The organism is bacterium, assembly GCA_030019025.1.
In the GTDB taxonomy this organism is placed as follows: domain Bacteria; phylum Hydrothermota; class Hydrothermia; order UBA1063; family UBA1063; genus UBA1063.
Window position 1 is genome coordinate 1 of the sequence record JASEFR010000008.1, and the last position, 16,890, is coordinate 16,890.

Annotated in this window: 15 protein-coding genes; 8 read left to right on the plus strand and 7 right to left on the minus strand. The window is 40.5% G+C overall.

The features are described 5' to 3' along the window. Both QMD82_03090 and ligA read right to left on the minus strand, forming a co-directional pair. On the minus strand, positions 1 to 338 hold a 338-nt coding region (locus QMD82_03090; protein MDI6850907.1), incomplete at its 3' end, for a SpoIID/LytB domain-containing protein. 119 nt (positions 339 to 457) lie between these two features. Further along, positions 458 to 2,494, minus strand: coding sequence for an NAD-dependent DNA ligase LigA (gene ligA, locus QMD82_03095; protein ID MDI6850908.1), 2,037 nt, complete (start codon positions 2,492 to 2,494; stop codon positions 458 to 460). Positions 2,495 to 2,777: 283 nt separating this feature from the next. Here ligA and rocD point away from each other — a divergent pair, with 283 nt between their 5' ends. Beyond that, the gene (gene rocD / locus QMD82_03100) at positions 2,778 to 3,980 is read left to right on the plus strand and encodes an ornithine--oxo-acid transaminase (GenBank protein ID MDI6850909.1); all 1,203 of its coding nucleotides are present in this window, start codon (positions 2,778 to 2,780) and stop codon (positions 3,978 to 3,980) included. Between the two features lie 40 nt (positions 3,981 to 4,020). Here the strand turns inward: rocD and QMD82_03105 are convergent, their stop codons facing one another. The 5 genes from QMD82_03105 to QMD82_03125 form a co-directional block, all read right to left on the minus strand. Next, positions 4,021 to 4,785, minus strand: coding sequence for a TatD family hydrolase (locus tag QMD82_03105; protein MDI6850910.1), 765 nt, complete (start codon positions 4,783 to 4,785; stop codon positions 4,021 to 4,023). 5 nt (positions 4,786 to 4,790) lie between these two features. Further along, complete coding sequence (locus QMD82_03110) at positions 4,791 to 5,156, minus strand: polymer-forming cytoskeletal protein (GenBank protein ID MDI6850911.1); 366 nt, start codon at positions 5,154 to 5,156, stop codon at positions 4,791 to 4,793. A gap of 10 nt (positions 5,157 to 5,166) precedes the next feature. After that, positions 5,167 to 9,033, minus strand: coding sequence for a C25 family cysteine peptidase (locus QMD82_03115; GenBank protein ID MDI6850912.1), 3,867 nt, complete (start codon positions 9,031 to 9,033; stop codon positions 5,167 to 5,169). Continuing rightward, complete coding sequence (locus tag QMD82_03120; GenBank protein MDI6850913.1) at positions 9,008 to 9,199, minus strand: Trm112 family protein; 192 nt, start codon at positions 9,197 to 9,199, stop codon at positions 9,008 to 9,010. The genes QMD82_03115 and QMD82_03120 overlap by 26 nt, the downstream gene beginning before the upstream one ends. A 108-nt stretch (positions 9,200 to 9,307) precedes the next feature. Then, the gene (locus QMD82_03125) at positions 9,308 to 9,502 is read right to left on the minus strand and encodes a DUF2892 domain-containing protein (GenBank protein MDI6850914.1); all 195 of its coding nucleotides are present in this window, start codon (positions 9,500 to 9,502) and stop codon (positions 9,308 to 9,310) included. A gap of 122 nt (positions 9,503 to 9,624) precedes the next feature. On the opposite strand from QMD82_03125, the gene QMD82_03130 reads away from it, so the two are divergent. From QMD82_03130 to QMD82_03160, 7 genes are all read left to right on the plus strand, one after another. Continuing rightward, positions 9,625 to 11,718 carry an N-acetylmuramoyl-L-alanine amidase gene (locus tag QMD82_03130; GenBank protein ID MDI6850915.1) on the plus strand — a complete coding sequence of 698 codons (2,094 nt, stop codon included), beginning with the start codon at positions 9,625 to 9,627 and terminating at the stop codon, positions 11,716 to 11,718. Further along, on the plus strand, positions 11,691 to 12,794 hold the full coding sequence (gene hisC / locus QMD82_03135; protein MDI6850916.1) for a histidinol-phosphate transaminase: 1,104 nt from the start codon (positions 11,691 to 11,693) through the stop codon (positions 12,792 to 12,794). The genes QMD82_03130 and hisC overlap by 28 nt, the downstream gene beginning before the upstream one ends. Then, a complete protein-coding gene (nusB, locus tag QMD82_03140; protein MDI6850917.1) occupies positions 12,781 to 13,230 on the plus strand; it encodes a transcription antitermination factor NusB in 450 nt (149 codons plus the stop codon). The genes hisC and nusB overlap by 14 nt, the downstream gene beginning before the upstream one ends. A gap of 11 nt (positions 13,231 to 13,241) precedes the next feature. Beyond that, the gene (locus QMD82_03145; protein ID MDI6850918.1) at positions 13,242 to 13,958 is read left to right on the plus strand and encodes a metallophosphoesterase family protein; all 717 of its coding nucleotides are present in this window, start codon (positions 13,242 to 13,244) and stop codon (positions 13,956 to 13,958) included. Further along, positions 13,945 to 15,186: a MiaB/RimO family radical SAM methylthiotransferase gene (locus QMD82_03150; GenBank protein ID MDI6850919.1), complete on the plus strand. Its 1,242-nt coding sequence runs from the start codon at positions 13,945 to 13,947 to the stop codon at positions 15,184 to 15,186. Before QMD82_03145 ends, QMD82_03150 begins: the two co-directional genes overlap by 14 nt. 9 nt (positions 15,187 to 15,195) lie before the next feature. After that, positions 15,196 to 16,536, plus strand: a complete 1,341-nt coding sequence (gene accC / locus QMD82_03155; protein ID MDI6850920.1) for an acetyl-CoA carboxylase biotin carboxylase subunit — start codon at positions 15,196 to 15,198, stop codon at positions 16,534 to 16,536. Then, a partial coding sequence (locus QMD82_03160; GenBank protein ID MDI6850921.1) for an ABC transporter permease occupies positions 16,530 to 16,890 on the plus strand: 361 nt, incomplete at its 3' end. The genes accC and QMD82_03160, both read left to right, overlap by 7 nt.

Below are 16,890 nucleotides of genomic sequence, written 5' to 3' on the forward strand. Positions count from 1 at the left end.
GTTTTTACGAGTTTAGATATATTCCCAACACCTGTATATTTCCAGTACGGGAGAGAGTCTGGGAACATATAGATGTTTTCACTAATAAGGTGGTAGAGGTACGTTCTAATAATAACCGCTACAGCTTTTATATATTCTTTTATCGTATCCTGCTGGACAACGTTTTGGGTGCAAGAAATTACGTAGTCCTCTTCATCCACGATGTTTTGAAGGTAGATAGAGTTGCCAATACATTTCAAGATGAGGTCACCGCTAAAATAGCCGGAATCCTGGGCTGTTTTTACAAATTTCGTGTAAGGGTCTTCCACCCTGTATTCATCAAAGGTATATCCACCCATCTGCAGCTTGCCGTCCTTTGCTTCAAAGAGGTAATTTTTGTTTCCACTTGCTACATAAACCCATTGAGATGGGCGAGTCCAGAAAAGGTTTATTATGATAAAGTAGCGGATGTATCTCCTTATAATAATCCTGCCTCCTTAAGAAGTTTCAGAAATTCCTCTTCGTTCAAAATTTTGACTTTAAGTTCCAGCGCTTTCTGATACTTAGAACCTGGGTTTTTACCCACCACGACGAAGTCTGTGTTTCGAGAGACGGAGTTTGAGACCTTTCCACCGAGGGATTCAACCTTCTCCTTAGCTTCCTCTCTGGTCATGCTGTCAAGCTCACCAGTGAAGACAACAGTCTTTCCTTTGAAGGGAGATTCGGCGACAGGTTTTGTTACCTCTTCGAAGGTGATCCCTACGTCGAGAAATTTTTTAAGTATCTGTCTATTTTGTTCATTTTTAAAAAATTCGATAATACTGGATGCGGTTTCAGGTCCTATGCCCGGGATGGAGATTAGCTGTTCGTAGGTTGCATTCATCAATTTTTCCAGAGATTTAAACCTATCAGCAAGAACTTTCGCCGTGAATTCACCTACATTTGGTATTCCAAGGGCATAAAGAAAGCGAGCAAGGGTGGTTTTCTTTGCTTTGTTTATCTGATCCATTAAATTTTGGGCTGATTTATCAGCAAAACCTTCAAGGGTGAGAAGTTGAGATTTCTTAAGGTAAAATAGGTCCGCTACGTCTTTTACAAGCCCCCGATCCACCAACTGCTCTGCCACTCTCTCGCCCAAACCTTCAATGTCCATTGCCCTTCTTTGAGCGAAGTGGCGGAGGTGCGCCTTTAACTTTGCAGGGCATTGCATGCTGACGCAACGGTAATAAGCGCCTTCCCTTACCACTTTGGCACCGCATACGGGACACTTTTCAGGAGGGAGGATTTCCTTTTCTTCACCAGTTCTTGCTTCTTTGATTACCTGCACAATATCGGGTATGACATCCCCAGCACGTTGAACGACTACCTTATCACCGATTTTTACGCCAAGCCTTTGTACCTCGTCGAAATTGTGAAGAGTTGCTCTCTGAACAATAACTCCTCCTACTTCGACAGGTTCCAATATGGCAACAGGAGTGATTTGGCCAGTTCGTCCAACCTGATATACGACGTCAACAATTCTGGTTGTTCTCTGTCTTGGTTTAAATTTTCCAGCCAGGAAATATCTGGGTGTCCTCGCCGTAGTGCCGAGCTTTTCCCACAAATCCATATCGTTTACCTTTATGACGATCCCGTCCAACTCGTATTCTAAGGAATCCCTGACGTTTTCCATGTATCTGTAGTACTCAATCACTTCGTCAATGTTTTTGCAGATTTTTCTGGGTTTTGAAGCTTTGAATCCCCACTTTTCAATGGCATCAAGGGCTTCGGAGTGGGTTTTAAATTTAATTCCTTCAACAACCCCGAGTCCCCAGGCGATGAAGTCCAATTTTCTTTTTGCTGTGATGTTTGGGTCAAGCTGTCTCAAAGAACCGGCCGCTGCATTTCTCGGATTCGCAAAGGTTGGCTCTCCCTTTTTTGCTAATTCTTCGTTCAATGCTTCGAAGTCCTTCTTTTTCATTATTACCTCTCCGCGAATCTGCACCTTTTGTGGAATGGTGAATCCAGAGAGGAGCCTTAACGGTATTGATTTTATTGTTTTAGCGTTTAGTGTTACATCTTCGCCTTTAAAACCATCCCCCCTTGTAGCCGCAGAGGTATAGATGCCGCTAATGTATGTGAGTTCACAGGAAAGTCCATCAAATTTGGGCTCGACGGAATACTCTATGTTTGCCGATTGAGGAAGCCCAAGAAACCTCTTTATACGAGCGTCGAAATCCCTTATCTCATCCTCATTCCTTGCATCCTGTATAGAAAGCATTGGTAATTCATGTTCTATGGTTCCAAATTCTTCTTGAGGCGGTGCCCCGACTCTCTGGGTTGGTGAGTCGGGTGTTATGAGGTCGGGGTAAAGACTCTCAAGTTCTTGAAGTTCTCTCATTAGCTCATCGTATTCGGCATCAGATATAAGAGGGCTATTCAAAACGTAATAACGGTAGTTGTGGTAGTTTATTTGTTCTCTTAACTCTTTTATTCTCTTTTCTGCTTCTTCACGGGAAAGAGCATGCTTATTCATAACATATTGCTCCTGTTAAGCCTTTAGATAATATTAAGTTAAATATCTCATCAAATCAAGAGGGACGAGGGATAAATGGCCTGCATTAAATACAGCGAAAATATATTGCCGATTTTGATACTTTTGTTCCTTCCTGAACTATTTGCATGCTAAGCGGTGCTTTATAAATTTGGCTTTATGAGCAACTTTATTCTTCTTACCGATGATAGTTTGTGAATAGTTTTATACTACTTTGTTTTTCCTTTCACAATCGCTTAAAATTAAGAAAAAGGAGGTAAAACAAATGAGCCTTACAGAACAATTCATTAAAGAAGCAGAGAAGTATAGTGCTCATAATTACCATCCACTTCCCGTTGTACTGTCAAAAGGTGAAGGAGTCTGGGTTTGGGATGTTGAAGGTAAGAAGTATCTTGACTGCTTAAGTGCTTATTCTGCTGTTAATCAGGGCCATAGGCACCCCAAAATCATCAACGCTTTGATTGAACAGGCAAACAGAATAACTCTTACTTCCAGAGCTTTCCATAATGATAAGATGGGTGCTTTTTTGAAAAAACTCTGTGAGGTTGCTGGTTTTGATAAAGCTCTTCCTATGAATACAGGGGCAGAGGCAGTAGAGACCGCTATAAAGACTGCAAGGAAATGGGGATATTTAAAGAAGAAGGTTGAGGAAGACAAGGCTGAGATAATAGTTTGTGAAAATAATTTCCATGGCAGAACGATCACAATAATCAGCTTTTCTTCTGAACCACAGTACAGATTTGGTTTCGGGCCTTTTACACCCGGTTTCAAAATGATTCCTTTTGGTGATGCAGAGGCTCTTGAAAAGGCAATAACTCCGAATACAGTAGGTTTTCTTGTAGAACCAATTCAAGGAGAGGGTGGGGTGATTGTGCCCCCCGAAGGTTACTATAAGGCAATTAGAGAAATCACGAAAAAACACAATGTGCTTTTAATGGCTGATGAGATTCAGACGGGGTTTGGAAGAACGGGCACCCTCTTTGCAATGGATAGGGAAGGGGTTAAGCCGGATATTCTCATTGTCGGGAAAGCCCTTGGTGGTGGTGTTTATCCAGTCTCAGCAATCCTGGCGAATGAAGAGGTGATGGATGTTTTCAGACCCGGGGATCATGGTTCTACCTTTGGTGGTAACCCCCTTGCTGCGGCGGTCGCTATGGCAGCTATTGATGTGATAGTTGAAGAGAGACTTCCAGAAAGAGCGGAAGAACTGGGGAATTACTTTATGAAGAGACTTAGGGAAATCAATAGCCCTTATGTTAAGGAAGTGAGGGGTAGAGGCCTTCTTATTGGTGTGGAAATAAAGAAAGAATACGGTAGTGCAAGACCATTTTGCGAAAAGTTAATGGAGCTTGGAATTCTTGCCAAGGAGACCCATGAACAGGTGATCCGTTTCGCACCACCTCTTGTAATCACCAAAGAAGAGATCGACTGGGCCTTGGAGAGAATAGAAAAGGTATTGAAAGCGTAGATTTTTAACGCCCCCTCCTATAGGAGGGGGCGTTTTTATTTCACATTTTTTCCTGAATTTTAAAGGCTTTAAGGGTGTTGTTATAAGTTATTTCAGCTAATTCTTCATAATCTATCTTCTTAAGGTCGCTTATTTTCTTGAGCACATGTCTAAGGTAAGCCGGTTCGTTCCGACCTTTTTCCAAAGAAGGAGTTAAGTAGGGGGCATCGGTTTCAATTAAAATTTTTTCTACCGGGACAATCTTCGCAACTTTCTGCAGTGCCTCATTTTTGTATGTAATGGTACCGGAGAAAGAGATGTAGTAATTCGCTTCCTGTAATATTACTTCCGCTTCTTGAGGCCCTCCGCTGAAACAATGAAAAACAACGGATACCAAGTGGAATTCTTTTATGATCTCAAGGACCTCCTTATAGGCATCTCTTACGTGGAGAATGACAGGTTTTTTGAACTCTTCAGCGAATTGAAGAAACTGTTTGAATACTTCCCGCTGGATATCTTGTGGTGAATAGTTTTTGTAAAAATCAAGGCCAATTTCTCCAATGGCAACAACTTTAGAGCTGGATTTTATGAGCCTTTCCATCTCCCTTAATGTAGTGGTAGTGAATTTTTTTGCGTCATGGGGATGAAGTCCGCAAGAGGCATAAAAATTGTACTTCTCTGCTATTTCCAAAGCCTTTATTGAAGAAGGCAGATCGTAGCCGGGTATTAGGATCTTTTCAACACCAAAAAATTTTGCTCTTTCAATGACTTCATCTAGGTCTTTTTTGAACTGCGGATCGTTTAAGTGGCAGTGTGAGTCGAAAATTGTTCCTATTTTGCCTCCTTAGGTTGGGTTTTCTGCATTGAACAGGTGCCTTCGAATATGACCCCTTCTTCTACTACGAGAGTTTTACAAGTCAGTTCCCCCGTGAATCTCGCAGTGGACTCAAAAAGAACCTTTTCTTCAACGTGAAGCTTTCCGCGGACTGTACCCCCAATTACTGCTGATTTTGCAGAGATCTCATCACCTTCAACAACGCCGGCCTTTCCGACGATCAGGGTGCCTTGCACCTTCACGTTTCCTTTGAATTTTCCGTCTATCCTGGCGCTTCCTAAGACAGATATGTTGCCTGTTACCTCGGCTCCCTGGCCGATTATTGTGTCCATTTTTTCTTCAAAATTTTTTTCCAGTGCCATCCTAAACCTCCTATTTTCCTATCACAAAACCTTTTATTAATTCCTTTTTTTGGCCATCGGCGGTTTTTATAGACAATTTTACAAAATAGAGACCATTGGAAACCTTTTCCCCAAAAGTGTCCCTTAGGTTCCAGGAGATCCGGTTAAAGCCTTCCGGGAATTCGGTTTCTACACTTTGATAAATCTTTCGTCCTGAAATTGTGAAGATCTCAAACTTGGCATGTGCACTTTTATTTATTCTGAAGGTGAAATAAACCCTGTCTCCTTTACTTACAGGATTGGGAAATATGAGAAACTCATCGCAGAGCTCCACTGTGCTTTTTAAGTTTAGCTTAAAACTTTTCTGGCTCATGTTGTTAAGGTTATCATATGCAACAAGTTTAAACTCTTTAGTGCCTGGTTGTTCTGAGGAGAAGAGGTAATTCACTTCCCCTTTTGTGTAAGAGTTGGGGTAGAATTCAAAATAAGGTGTTAAATCGATGAAACCGTTATCTACAAAAAGCATAACACCTTTCTCCTCGGCAAAAACATTATAAAGGTTTATACCGGAACTGTCTTCGAGAATAACTTTAAGTCTAAAAGAGAGTGGGGCTTCCGTGACCTCCGAAGCTTCTCTTCCATTTATGTATACCTTTATATCAGGTCCGTTGCGGTCTTGGGTTGATATGTTGCCGAGGGAAGCAATCAGGTCTGATATGTGAAGGGTGTGGATATTTTTATCAGATGCCTTTCTCAGTATTGAAAAGCAGAAGCCAGTACCGGTATCGGCGGTTCCTGGCATAAAAAAGGATATAGAATCCTTTTCACCACCTGGCGAGAACGGTGCTCTGTATAGCACTTTGTTTTCGCCAAGGTAAGTAACGGAAACCGTGGGACTTGATGGATTGGTATAAGTTTCTTCGTAAGGCTTATGGAACAAGATTGCATAATATTCTGAATTTTGTTGTAGATTTGTCAACTCAAAGGTGTTTTTCCTCGCAATCCACAGGGTATCAGGTGCGGGTAGATTTAACGTAAAATCTGGCAGGGGTAAGTAAACAATGGTGGCAGGGTCTCCAAATAAATGGTAATAGGTCAGAGATGATGAGCTGGTTTTCGCTCTGTTAACTACTTCTCCCAGGGGATGGAGTTTCCTGTCTGAAAGAGTACTGTGAATATTACGCCCAAAGAAGTAGTTTATCGAAACGAACTGCCCGATGGTTGAGCCAATTGTACCAATGCTTTGATTGTATATGGCCATATACTCTGCAATTCCCAGGGGTGGATTCTCTCTTGTAAAGGCCCCCACCTTGCAGGAGAGAAACATAGAGATAGGGTTTTTGTAATTTGTGTTAAGTAGAGGTAAGTCCTGAAGAAGCAGTAATTGCTCATGGGTCAATTGGACGGGATTACCATGTCCAAAGAAGGTTGTGATAAAACTTCCTTCATTGAATTTTCTTATAAAATCTTTCTTAGCTTCCTTACCCCTTCTTATTCTGTCCACACTATTCCCCACGACTCCGTAAGATGTCTCATAGACGAGTTTAATTTCTAAAAAAGGGGGTGTGATCATGGTGTCTCTTCTGATATTATTGGCAAGTGGGATGTGAAATCCTATTTCATTCGGGTACCCGCTCTCTCCATACTCGTCATCTGCTATGAATATGACTTTTGTGCGCCAGTTGTTGAATACAGTGTTATTCTCATATTTGTATAGTTTATCTAAGAAAATTCCCAGTTGTTCCTTTGTTCTGAAAGGAACCCTCCCTATTAAGAGGTCGGCAAATCCGTCTCCATCAAAATCTGCGTAAAAATCGTCCTTTGCGCCCTTTTCTTCTTCAATATTGGCTGATAAGAATGGCTCGTAGGCAGGAACGAGGTTCCCATAGGTTTTATTAATGTTCTTGTAATCGTAGCAAGCGTCCCCAAAAAGCCCGACATAAATAAGGTTTCCGTTTCCTTTTTCGTATTGAAATTTTAGAAAGTTTCTTATGGCTACAGGGTCATAGATTCCAAATCCAAAGTCTCTCATTATATCTTCAACGGTGCATATTTCAACCACTCCATTGCTTCTTTCCCAGTTTCCATCAACGAATTTTAGCATATTTTTCTCGCGGTAGTTTTTGTACCTTATGAGTGATGATACAAAGGACTTTTGGGTTATTAATATATAGTTAATGTTTTCCCTCAGCCTGTATAGAGCCCCTGCTTCCGGGGTTAGTTGGATCTTAACAGGTTTTTTGATGGAAGATGCAAAGTAGTAGATTTTTCCAGGTTTTAAAGTGTCCGAGATGTAACGTCCTTTGTCGTAAGCGAAAATTCCCAGTTTCCTTGGATGATATAGGTTTGTAACATCAAAGACAGCTTGGATGTCTGACCCTATGGGTAACCTTGCAACCGTTGAATCGGTATCAGCGAAGAAGGCGGTTTCGTCACTTAAGGCTGTAACCACTTTTTTGTAGTAAAGGGTAAAGTAGTCGATATATATTCTATCTTCTACTGATGGATTTGTAGTTGAAAGCTGGCACTTCAATGTGTTTGATTCCGATATTGAATTTACTATTCCAAAAAGCTCTCTCACCACATACCCGGTGGAGAAGTCCTGCAAGGTATCCTGAAAGTTTAACACCGCTTTAAATTGGTGATATGTCCCCGTAGCACCCGCATACTGAATTCTGAAAAAGCCATTACGAGAAGCAAGGGAATGTAGGTCAAAATGGTAGTTAATTCCGAATTCTTGCGAAGAGGCTGGCCTGAAAATTTCTTCGCCAAGCCACAACAAGCCTTTCCAGGCTATGTTTACTAGGTCTTTTTCATAGTGGTAGTAAGTATAAAGTTCGTTGATTTCCTGAGATGAAGCAAGATTTTCTACCTGAAAACTTTCTCCACTTATGCCGAAGACTAACCAGACGGAGAGGGTGTCAGTATAGGGATTTTTAAAATACTTTATCTGCTTAATAATCTCTAAAGGGGTTCTTTCATTTCCCATTAAATAGTTTCTCAGCCCTTTTGGACCTGGTGAAAAAAATCTTAATTCGTCTCCACTGTTGAAAGTTCCGTCTCCATTATTGTCCAGAACTTCAAAAGGCAATTTATTAAAATGATTTATGGTGTCGGCTGGTGAAGATGGCAATGTATCTACAGATCTTATAAAGATTGCCATCTGCTGTATTGGAAAAGGATAGGGAAGTCCAGCTTTTTCAAGGTCTTCGTAAGAAACCGAATAAAAACCTTCCTCTGTTATTTTAAATTGGAACCACAGAATACCCTCATCAAAGGGATTACTTGGAAGCAATTTTTCCTTTTCAGCCATGACACCTGAGTAGTTAAGGAAATTAGGTTCAAGATAGGAATCGTACCATCCCTGTGTAAGCGTGGGAGATTTCTGAGGTTTATCAAAATGAATCACTATCTCTGCGTCTTTTATGTACTGAAAGGTTTTTGTGAATGGGTCGTAAGAGTAAGGGGTAAAATAGATATAGGCAGATGGAATCCCATTAATAATTACTGTTTCCCCTTTGTAGATAAGATTTTCTGAGGGTGTTTTGCTTCCTCTGTAAGTTGAAAATTCTATGCTTAACCCGTCATTCCTGAATTTGGGAACCGTTGGAAGGAGAAGGTTATGATAAGATTCGACCCTTAAGGGCCTTACTGAGCAGTTAAATTTTGTAATGGAATTGAGGGCAACCTTTATTTCATAGTAGGGCAAAAATGGGTCATCCGGTGATGAAGAGATGAGGAGGTCTCCTACAGGAAAGATGTATTTTTCTTCCTCTGAATTGCTGTAGGTAGCAAAAAGCTCTGGGCCTTTAAACTTTATAATTAGTTCATTGTCCAGCTTCTTTTCAATCTTGAAAAAATCTGAAATAAAGTTAAGAGTTAAAAGAATTAGAATCATCTATCGGCTTTGCCTCCTCAATAATAAGAACGGGAATGTCGTCTATTATGGGGTACTTTAATTTGCAGTTTGGGCAGATGAGGAAATCATGCTCGCGGTCATAAACCAGGTCACCTTTACATTTTGGACAACAAATAAATTCTAATAACTTTTCGGGTATCGGCATGGTTTAATTATAAAGACAAATCTGTGTAAATTTTTAAAAAGTAACAACTTACCACCAAATGCTTTAATTGATTGTGTAATACCTAAAATTTCTCTTGTGTTTTGGACGTTAAAGCGTTGATATGTTAAAAAGTTTGTAAAGTCCGCAATATCTTGTAATGGCTGTAATCAGTAGGATGAGTCCAATAATGAGAAGGATAGCTTTCAGGGGCTTACTCATCTGTACTTTTAGGACTGGTTGTAGGTGTATTAGTGCCCAACCCACAATTGCCCTAATTATTGCATCAAGGGTACCAACGTTCATTTTACTCCTCCTTTGAGTGTATTAAGTTTAAACTTGATTTTGAATCATTGCAAATCGTATATTTCAATGGTTTTCTAAGTATCTTCTTTTACTTTCGCGTTTTATCATGTAAAATTAAACACATGCGCTCTAATAAACTTAGGCTGGTTTTAGATCCAGGACACGGTGGCCAATCCACCGGTGCTGTTGGGTCTTCTGGCCTTACAGAAAAGGAACTGAATTTAAAGCTGGTTTTCCTTTTAAAAGATCTTTTAGAAAGTAAGTTCCAGGTTTTTTTGACACGGGAAGGAGATGTAGATGTCCCATTAGAAGAAAGGGTAAAATTTGCCGAAACCAAGGATGCAGACATCTTTATTTCTATTCATTTTAATGCTGATGCATTAAGAAATCCAAATTTAAATAGGACAGAGGTTTATATTCCCTTTGAAGAAAGCGGACCTTCCATGGATCTTGGAGAACTTATATGTGAGGAGTTCAGAAGTCGATTTGATATCCCTTGCGTTGGTCCCATTCCATCAAGATATACTGTACTAAAGAGCAAGGTGCCGGTTAAGTTGCTTTTGGAGTGTTCATACATCACCAATCACGAAGAGGAAATGAAGTTACTGAAGGGAAAACGGTTGGAAGAAATTTCTACCATGGTAGCGAGTGCCCTTATTAAGTTTTCCGCGTTTGGTTTTTGCGAGTATAAAGGGTTTGAGATTAGAGAAAAATTAATCTCCTTTGCTTTCAGTGAGGAAGTTTCCCGCAATCAATTGAAGGTGTTTGTTGACGGGAAGGAATTCAATTATTTTCAGGTGGTGGGGAAGGAAGTTGCTCTAATAAAGGAATATTTACCTTATGGGTTTCACCATGTGGAAATAAAGGGCAGAACTTTATCAGGTAAAGGGCTTCCTCATGTAATGGAAACCATTGAAATTGAAACGGATGTGGAATATTTTACCGCATCGATCTTGCCCTATGCTGGTTACCAGCTAATCAAAATTAGAGGATTTGATAAGCATCTTAATCCCATACCCGAAGGGGTACGTCTTAGTATTGAGAAAATTGAGGCCAGTGTTAGAGCAATAAGAAGGGGAATTTACAAACCCGGTGAATTGGAAACGATTATAGAGGCCAAACGGGAAATTTCGGACGAGACCGGGTCTTTTTACATCTTGCTAAAAGGCGTAAAGGACGAGATAAAGCTCAACTTTTCCATAGGTAATTTGGACGGCAGGTTGTCCGTGGAAAATGTCCCGAAGAGAAAAACCAACATTACTGGCTTTGTTTATGATGAGAATACGAAAAAGCCTCTGAAAAATGTGCTGATCCAGGGTGAAGATTTTGTTGCTTTTAGTGATGAATTTGGAATTTTTGAACTGGAAAGAAGCCGTGAAGAGGAAAAGGAAAAGGTTATATTTTTAAAGGAAGGTTATTATGCTTTTGAGACAGAGCTTTCCACTGAATTCGTAGATAAGATTTATTTGAAACCCCTTTACAATGGCGTTTTGCATGGTAAGAAGATATTGATTGATATTGATAACAGAGATTTTTCGGATTATTCTGCAGTAAGAAGAAGCTGGAAAATAGCGGAAATTCTGGGGGTGCTGGTTAAAAGTGCGGGTGGTATCCCAGTATTAACAAGGGATTATCCATGGCAGGAGATTGATGACTACTCAAAGGTGAAGAAGGCAGTGAAGGAATGTGTTGATGCTTCTGTGCAGATTAGCAACTCGAGATTACACGTAAAAGATGATTTATACGTGTTTTTCTACGAGAGAGACGAAAATTCAAGAAAGTTTGCTGAAGCTGTTTATGGAATTAGACTTTATAAAGACGATCCACCGTCTTTAATTATGCCTTATGGTAACTATTTTGTGATTCAACTTTCTGGACCAAGGATTGTTATCAATTCCAAGGGTATATTTGGAAAAGAGTGGCTTGCTGAAAGTGAAGTTGCTAAGTTTATAGCGCTTAAAGTATTTGTTGGTTTACTTTCGTATTTTGGATACACTGGAGTGTATTATAGAGAGTATAATGTAGAGCCGGAGCTTCTTTCCAGAACTGAAATCTTTTCGGAAGATTTCCCTGTTGGAATTGTCTCGGGGAATCAGGTCAGGCTTCTGTTTTCAAGACCCGATTCAAAAATTGTCATCTTCTCGAAAAATGGGAAAAAAATATTAATTAGTAAACCTTTGGAGGGGAAATGCATAACCTTGCCCGATGGAAATTGAGAAGCGTGAAACCTTATATTCCCGGCAAGCCCATTGAGGAACTTGCACGGGAACTTGGAATTGCCGGAGAGATAATCAAACTGGCATCTAATGAGAATCCCCTGGGACCATCACCGAAGGCTATTGAAGCCATTTCTAAGAAGCTTAGTGAACTTAATCTTTATCCTGATGACGCTGCCTATAATCTGGTTAAAAAGCTTTCGGAATTGAATAGCCTCACGATCGATGAGGTAATCCTGGGTAATGGTTCTGTCGAAATAATGCTTATGATAGGCCTTGCTTTCGTAAATCCTGGAGAGAGCATTGTTACTTCAGAAAAGTCCTTCATCATGTATAAAATAATTGGTGAGTTAATTGGTGCTAATGTCATAGAAACACCCATGCTGAATGGTAAGATTAACCTTGAGGCAATTTTGAAAGCGATAAGGGAGGACACTAAGGTTGTTTTTATTGCTAATCCTAATAATCCCACAGGTACCTATTGCGAGAAGAGGGAAGTTGAGGACTTCATGAAGCACGTGCCCGAGGATGTAATTGTTGTATGGGATGAGGCCTATTATGAGTACATAAAGGGAGACAAATTTAAAGAGACAATAGAGTATGTGAAAAACGGTAAAAATGTGATTATTTTGCGCACTTTTTCAAAGATTTATGGGCTTGCGGGACTTAGACTGGGGTATGCCTTTGCGAAAAAGGACATTATTGATGCTTTAAGGAGAACGCGATTGCCTTTTAATGTTAACACGCTGTCTCAAATAGCTGCTTATCATGCATTGGATGATAGCGAGCACGTTGAAAGATCATTAACGGTTAATAAAAGGGGCCTGGAGTATCTTTACAAGGAGTTAAGTGCGCTTAATTTAAAATACTACGAATCGGCTTGCAACTTTATCCTTGTGGATTTTGGGGTGGATTCTGATACTCCTTATAATTACCTGCTAAAGAGGGGGATTATAGTAAGACCTGTTAAGAACTATGGGTTACCTACCTCCCTTAGAATAACGGTGGGGACACAGGAGCAAAATGAAAAGCTGATAAGGGCTTTAAGAGAATTTTTCGGATATGGGAATAGCTGAATCCCGAAGAGTGGCAAGGGAATTGGCCCTGTTAACTGTTTATTGTTTGAAGATCAAAGAAAAGTTGAGGGCAAAGGATTGTGAACAGGATGTGTTATCTCTTCTTGATGAAGAAGATTTGCAAATTTCCAAAGTGGATGAGGAGGCGAGAAACTTTTATGAGAGGCTTATTGAGGCATATGAACAACATAAAAACAAAGCGCTGGAACTGATAGGTCAGCACCTTGAAAGGTGGGAAATAGAGAGGATGAACCCCTTAGATTTGTCGATTTTGGAACTTGGTGTATGTGAACTTCTTGGAATTGACGATGTCACATACAGGGTTACTATTTCTGAAGCGGTGAATCTTGCAAAAAAGTTCTCTTCTAATAGGGCGCCTCTTCTCGTTAACGCGGTAATGGATTCAGTTGCCAAAACTTTGGGGGTTTCACACTGAGATACCTGGTTATATCTGATATTCATTCTAACCTGCCCGCCCTCAAGGCGGTTCTTGCCAAGGCCAGAAGAATTGGCTATGACAAAATAATCTGTCTTGGTGATTTCGTTGGCTATTATACAAGGCCCAATCAAGTTGTAGAGCTTATTAAAAATGACCTTGCTATTGCAGTCATGGGAAATCATGACTATGGACTTTTGCATCCTCAATCAATTACCCTCAATTTTAACGAGCTTGCAAGGGAAGCACTGTTTTATAACATCAGTGTTATTTCTAAGGAAACCCTTGAGTTTTTAAAATCTTTGCCCTTTACCGCAGAAACAGATGGTTTTATGTTTGTTCATGGTTCACCTTCAGAACCAGAAGAGTTTGAATATATATACTCATCTATTCAAGCTGGAAGAGAATTGAGACTCACGTCCAAAAGAGTTACTTTTTTTGGACATACCCACATACCCGTTATATATGAATATGACGAAGAAAGGGAGAAAGTAATCAGCCTTGAAAAGTATGTGAGATTTAAAGAAGGGAAACGCTACCTGATTAACCCTGGGAGCGTAGGGCAACCAAGGGATGGGAATCCTGAGGCCAGTTTTGGCATTCTTGATATGGAAGAAGGAGTTTACAGACATTACAGGGTGGAATATGATATTTTCGAAACTGTGGCGGAAGTGATCCATGCTGGTTTAAATCCACTGCTTGCCGAAAGGCTTTATGATGGATTTTAGCTCTTTTTATATAGAGACCCTGGGATGTCCCAAAAACGAGGTGGATTCAAGAATAATCTCAAAAAGGCTCAAGCTTCAGGGAAAGTTTCCTGCGAGTTCCAAGGAGGCAGAGGTAATTATAATTAATAGTTGTGGCTTTTTGCAGGAGGCTATCGGTGAACTTAAAGAAAGGGTTTCGTATTGGCGGAGGAGGAAGAAAAAAGTTCTAATTACAGGCTGTGCCGTTGAGAGGTATGGAAATGATTTTTTGAAGGAGAAAGATGTCGAGCTTGCTAAGATAGATACCATTGCGGGGGAGGGAAGAGAAAATAAATGTTTAAAACAAACGATTTTGCCCAATTTTGAAAATCAAGATTTTTCGAAAGTTACTTTATCCCATTATGTAAAAGTGCAGGAAGGCTGCATCCGCAAATGCAGTTATTGCGTAATTTCTAAAATAAGAGGTCCACTCCGTTCACGCCCTATTAACGATATAGTAAAAGAGATAGCGTATTTGCGAGATATTGGGGTTAAAGAATTTGTCTTGATCGCACAGGACTTGACTCTTTATGGTGCAGATATTGGAGTTAACCTTCTTTCCCTTCTCGAAAGACTCCCAGTAGGTCCATACTATAGACTTATGTACCTTCATCCCCATGGTATAAATGAGAAACTTATCCGTTTAATAAGAGAAATACCAGGTATTTTGCCCTATCTTCATGTTCCTATTCAGCATGTCTCCGATAGAGTCTTAAAATCAATGAAGAGGGCTGGTGGGGAAAGGTCCGTAAAACGCGCAATTGAACTTGTAAGAAAATATCTGCCTGGTTTTTTTATCCGTGTTGACATTATGGTAGGGTATCCCCTCGAAGGGGAACAAGACTTTGAACTATTGATCAATTTTCTTGAAAAGGAGAAGCCAGAGAGGATAGCCATTTTTAAGTATTCTCATGAGCCATCCGCCAGTTCGTACACATTAAATGATCTTGAACCAGAAATTAAAGATGAGCGCTACGAGATAGCTTACCAAGTGGCATATGAGGTTATGGGAAAAGTTCAGGAAGGATTAAAGGGAAAAAGCGTGTTGGCTTTTTATGAAAATGGAGAGGGATGGACTCAATACGATGCAAAAGAGATCGATTTTGGTATTGAAGTAAAAGGGTTAAGAAATAGGAAGTGGGTTGGATTTGTAAAGATTTCAGATGTCAAAGACAATTTTGATTTTGTTGGTTTCCCGGTAAAACTTTAAAATATCATCATGTTTAAAAGGGTACTCGTTGCTAATAGAGGAGAGATTGCGGTAAGGGTGATAAGGGCACTTCGAGAGTTGGGAATTGAATCCGTTGCAGTCTATTCTGAAGCCGATAAGGATTCACTCCACGTAGAGATGGCTGATTACGCTATTTGTATAGGTCCCGCGCCATCTAAGGAAAGCTACCTTAATTTTTCTCGGATTCTAAGCGCTGCGGAGATCGCTGGAGTTGATGCCATTCACCCAGGTTATGGTTTTCTATCCGAAAATCCGGATTTTGCTGAACTCGTAGAGGCTAGTGGATTTGTTTTTATCGGCCCTTCTTCTTCAAGTATAAGATTGATGGGGGATAAGATCGAAGCTAAAAGGACTATGAAGAGGGTGGGAGTTCCTATACTTCCGGGTACTGAAGATCCCGTCACCTCCTTTGAAGAGGCAGTTAGGGTAGTCAGGGAGATAGGTTTGCCCGTTATTATTAAGGCTGCAGCTGGCGGTGGTGGGAAGGGCATGAGGGTAGTGAGAGATATGGAAGCTCTTGAGAGGGCTTTCAATATGGCCCAGAAAGAAGCAGAAGCTGCCTTCGGTGACCCCAGAGTTTACATAGAAAAATATGTTGAAAGACCAAGGCACGTCGAAGTTCAAGTGATAGGAGATCGCTATGGTAATATGGTTCATTTAGGGGAAAGAGAGTGTTCCATTCAGCGGAGACATCAAAAGTTATTGGAAGAATCTCCTTCACCGGCTGTGTCACCAGAAATGAGAGATAAGATAGGCGCTTATGCTGTCAAAGGCGCTCTTTCCATTGGCTATTATTCCGCTGGCACCCTTGAATTTTTGATGGACCAAGAGGGCAATTTTTACTTTATGGAAATGAATACACGTATTCAGGTTGAGCATCCGGTAACAGAATGGGTGACCGGTGTTGATCTTGTAAAGCTTCAAATTCTTGTAGCTATGGGTGAAAAATTAAATCTAAAGCAGGAAGAAATAAAACTTACAGGGCATTCAATAGAGGTAAGGGTTAACGCTGAGGATCCGGAGCGTGGCTTTACACCTTCACCTGGGAAAATCAATCTCCTTCACCTTCCAGGTGGGCCGGGAGTCAGAGTAGATACCCACATCTACCAGGGATATTATATTCCCCCGTATTATGATTCGTTGATCATGAAATTAATTGTTCATGATAGAGATAGGATTTCTGCTATTTCAAGGATGAAAAGGACTTTAGAAGAGACAGTTATCGATGGAGTTAAGACAACGATTCCTTTTTTCCTTAAATTACTGGAAAATGAAGATTTTGTTCAGGGAAACATAGATACACATTTTCTGGAAAGGTTCAGGTGGTAGTTCCTTTTTTAAGAGAAGTATTAAGGCATCTTGGTGCTTATTTTTTAATGGTCTATTACTCCCTTTCCGGAATTGTCGGTTTAAAAAGGGAAGAGGTTTTGAGGCAGCTGGAATTTTTTGCTATAAGCTCCCTCTTCATCGTCGCTCTTGCTGCTTCTTTCACTGGAATGGTTACCAGTGTTCAGAGTGCCTACCAGATAAGAGGACTTTTGCCCCTCGATCTGCTTGGAGCGGGTGTAGGGAAAATGGTTACCATTGAGCTTGGGCCAGTTCTTACCGCTTTGATACTTGCGGGTAGAGCCGGGGCTGCCATCGCTTCTGAAATTGCAACGATGAATGTCACGGACCAGCTTG

What these genes read in the sequence shown, in the direction of transcription:
- ligA (MDI6850908.1), bottom strand. Translation starts at nt 2,494, where the DNA reads ATGAATAAGCATGCTCTTTCCCGTGAAGAAGCAGAAAAGAGAATAAAA.
- rocD (MDI6850909.1), top strand. Translation starts at nt 2,778, where the DNA reads ATGAGCCTTACAGAACAATTCATTAAAGAAGCAGAGAAGTATAGTGCT.
- QMD82_03110 (MDI6850911.1), bottom strand. Translation starts at nt 5,156, where the DNA reads ATGGCACTGGAAAAAAATTTTGAAGAAAAAATGGACACAATAATCGGC.
- QMD82_03115 (MDI6850912.1), bottom strand. Translation starts at nt 9,033, where the DNA reads ATGATTCTAATTCTTTTAACTCTTAACTTTATTTCAGATTTTTTCAAG.
- QMD82_03120 (MDI6850913.1), bottom strand. Translation starts at nt 9,199, where the DNA reads ATGCCGATACCCGAAAAGTTATTAGAATTTATTTGTTGTCCAAAATGT.
- QMD82_03125 (MDI6850914.1), bottom strand. Translation starts at nt 9,502, where the DNA reads ATGAACGTTGGTACCCTTGATGCAATAATTAGGGCAATTGTGGGTTGG.
- QMD82_03130 (MDI6850915.1), top strand. Translation starts at nt 9,625, where the DNA reads ATGCGCTCTAATAAACTTAGGCTGGTTTTAGATCCAGGACACGGTGGC.
- hisC (MDI6850916.1), top strand. Translation starts at nt 11,691, where the DNA reads ATGCATAACCTTGCCCGATGGAAATTGAGAAGCGTGAAACCTTATATT.
- nusB (MDI6850917.1), top strand. Translation starts at nt 12,781, where the DNA reads ATGGGAATAGCTGAATCCCGAAGAGTGGCAAGGGAATTGGCCCTGTTA.
- QMD82_03150 (MDI6850919.1), top strand. Translation starts at nt 13,945, where the DNA reads ATGATGGATTTTAGCTCTTTTTATATAGAGACCCTGGGATGTCCCAAA.
- accC (MDI6850920.1), top strand. Translation starts at nt 15,196, where the DNA reads ATGTTTAAAAGGGTACTCGTTGCTAATAGAGGAGAGATTGCGGTAAGG.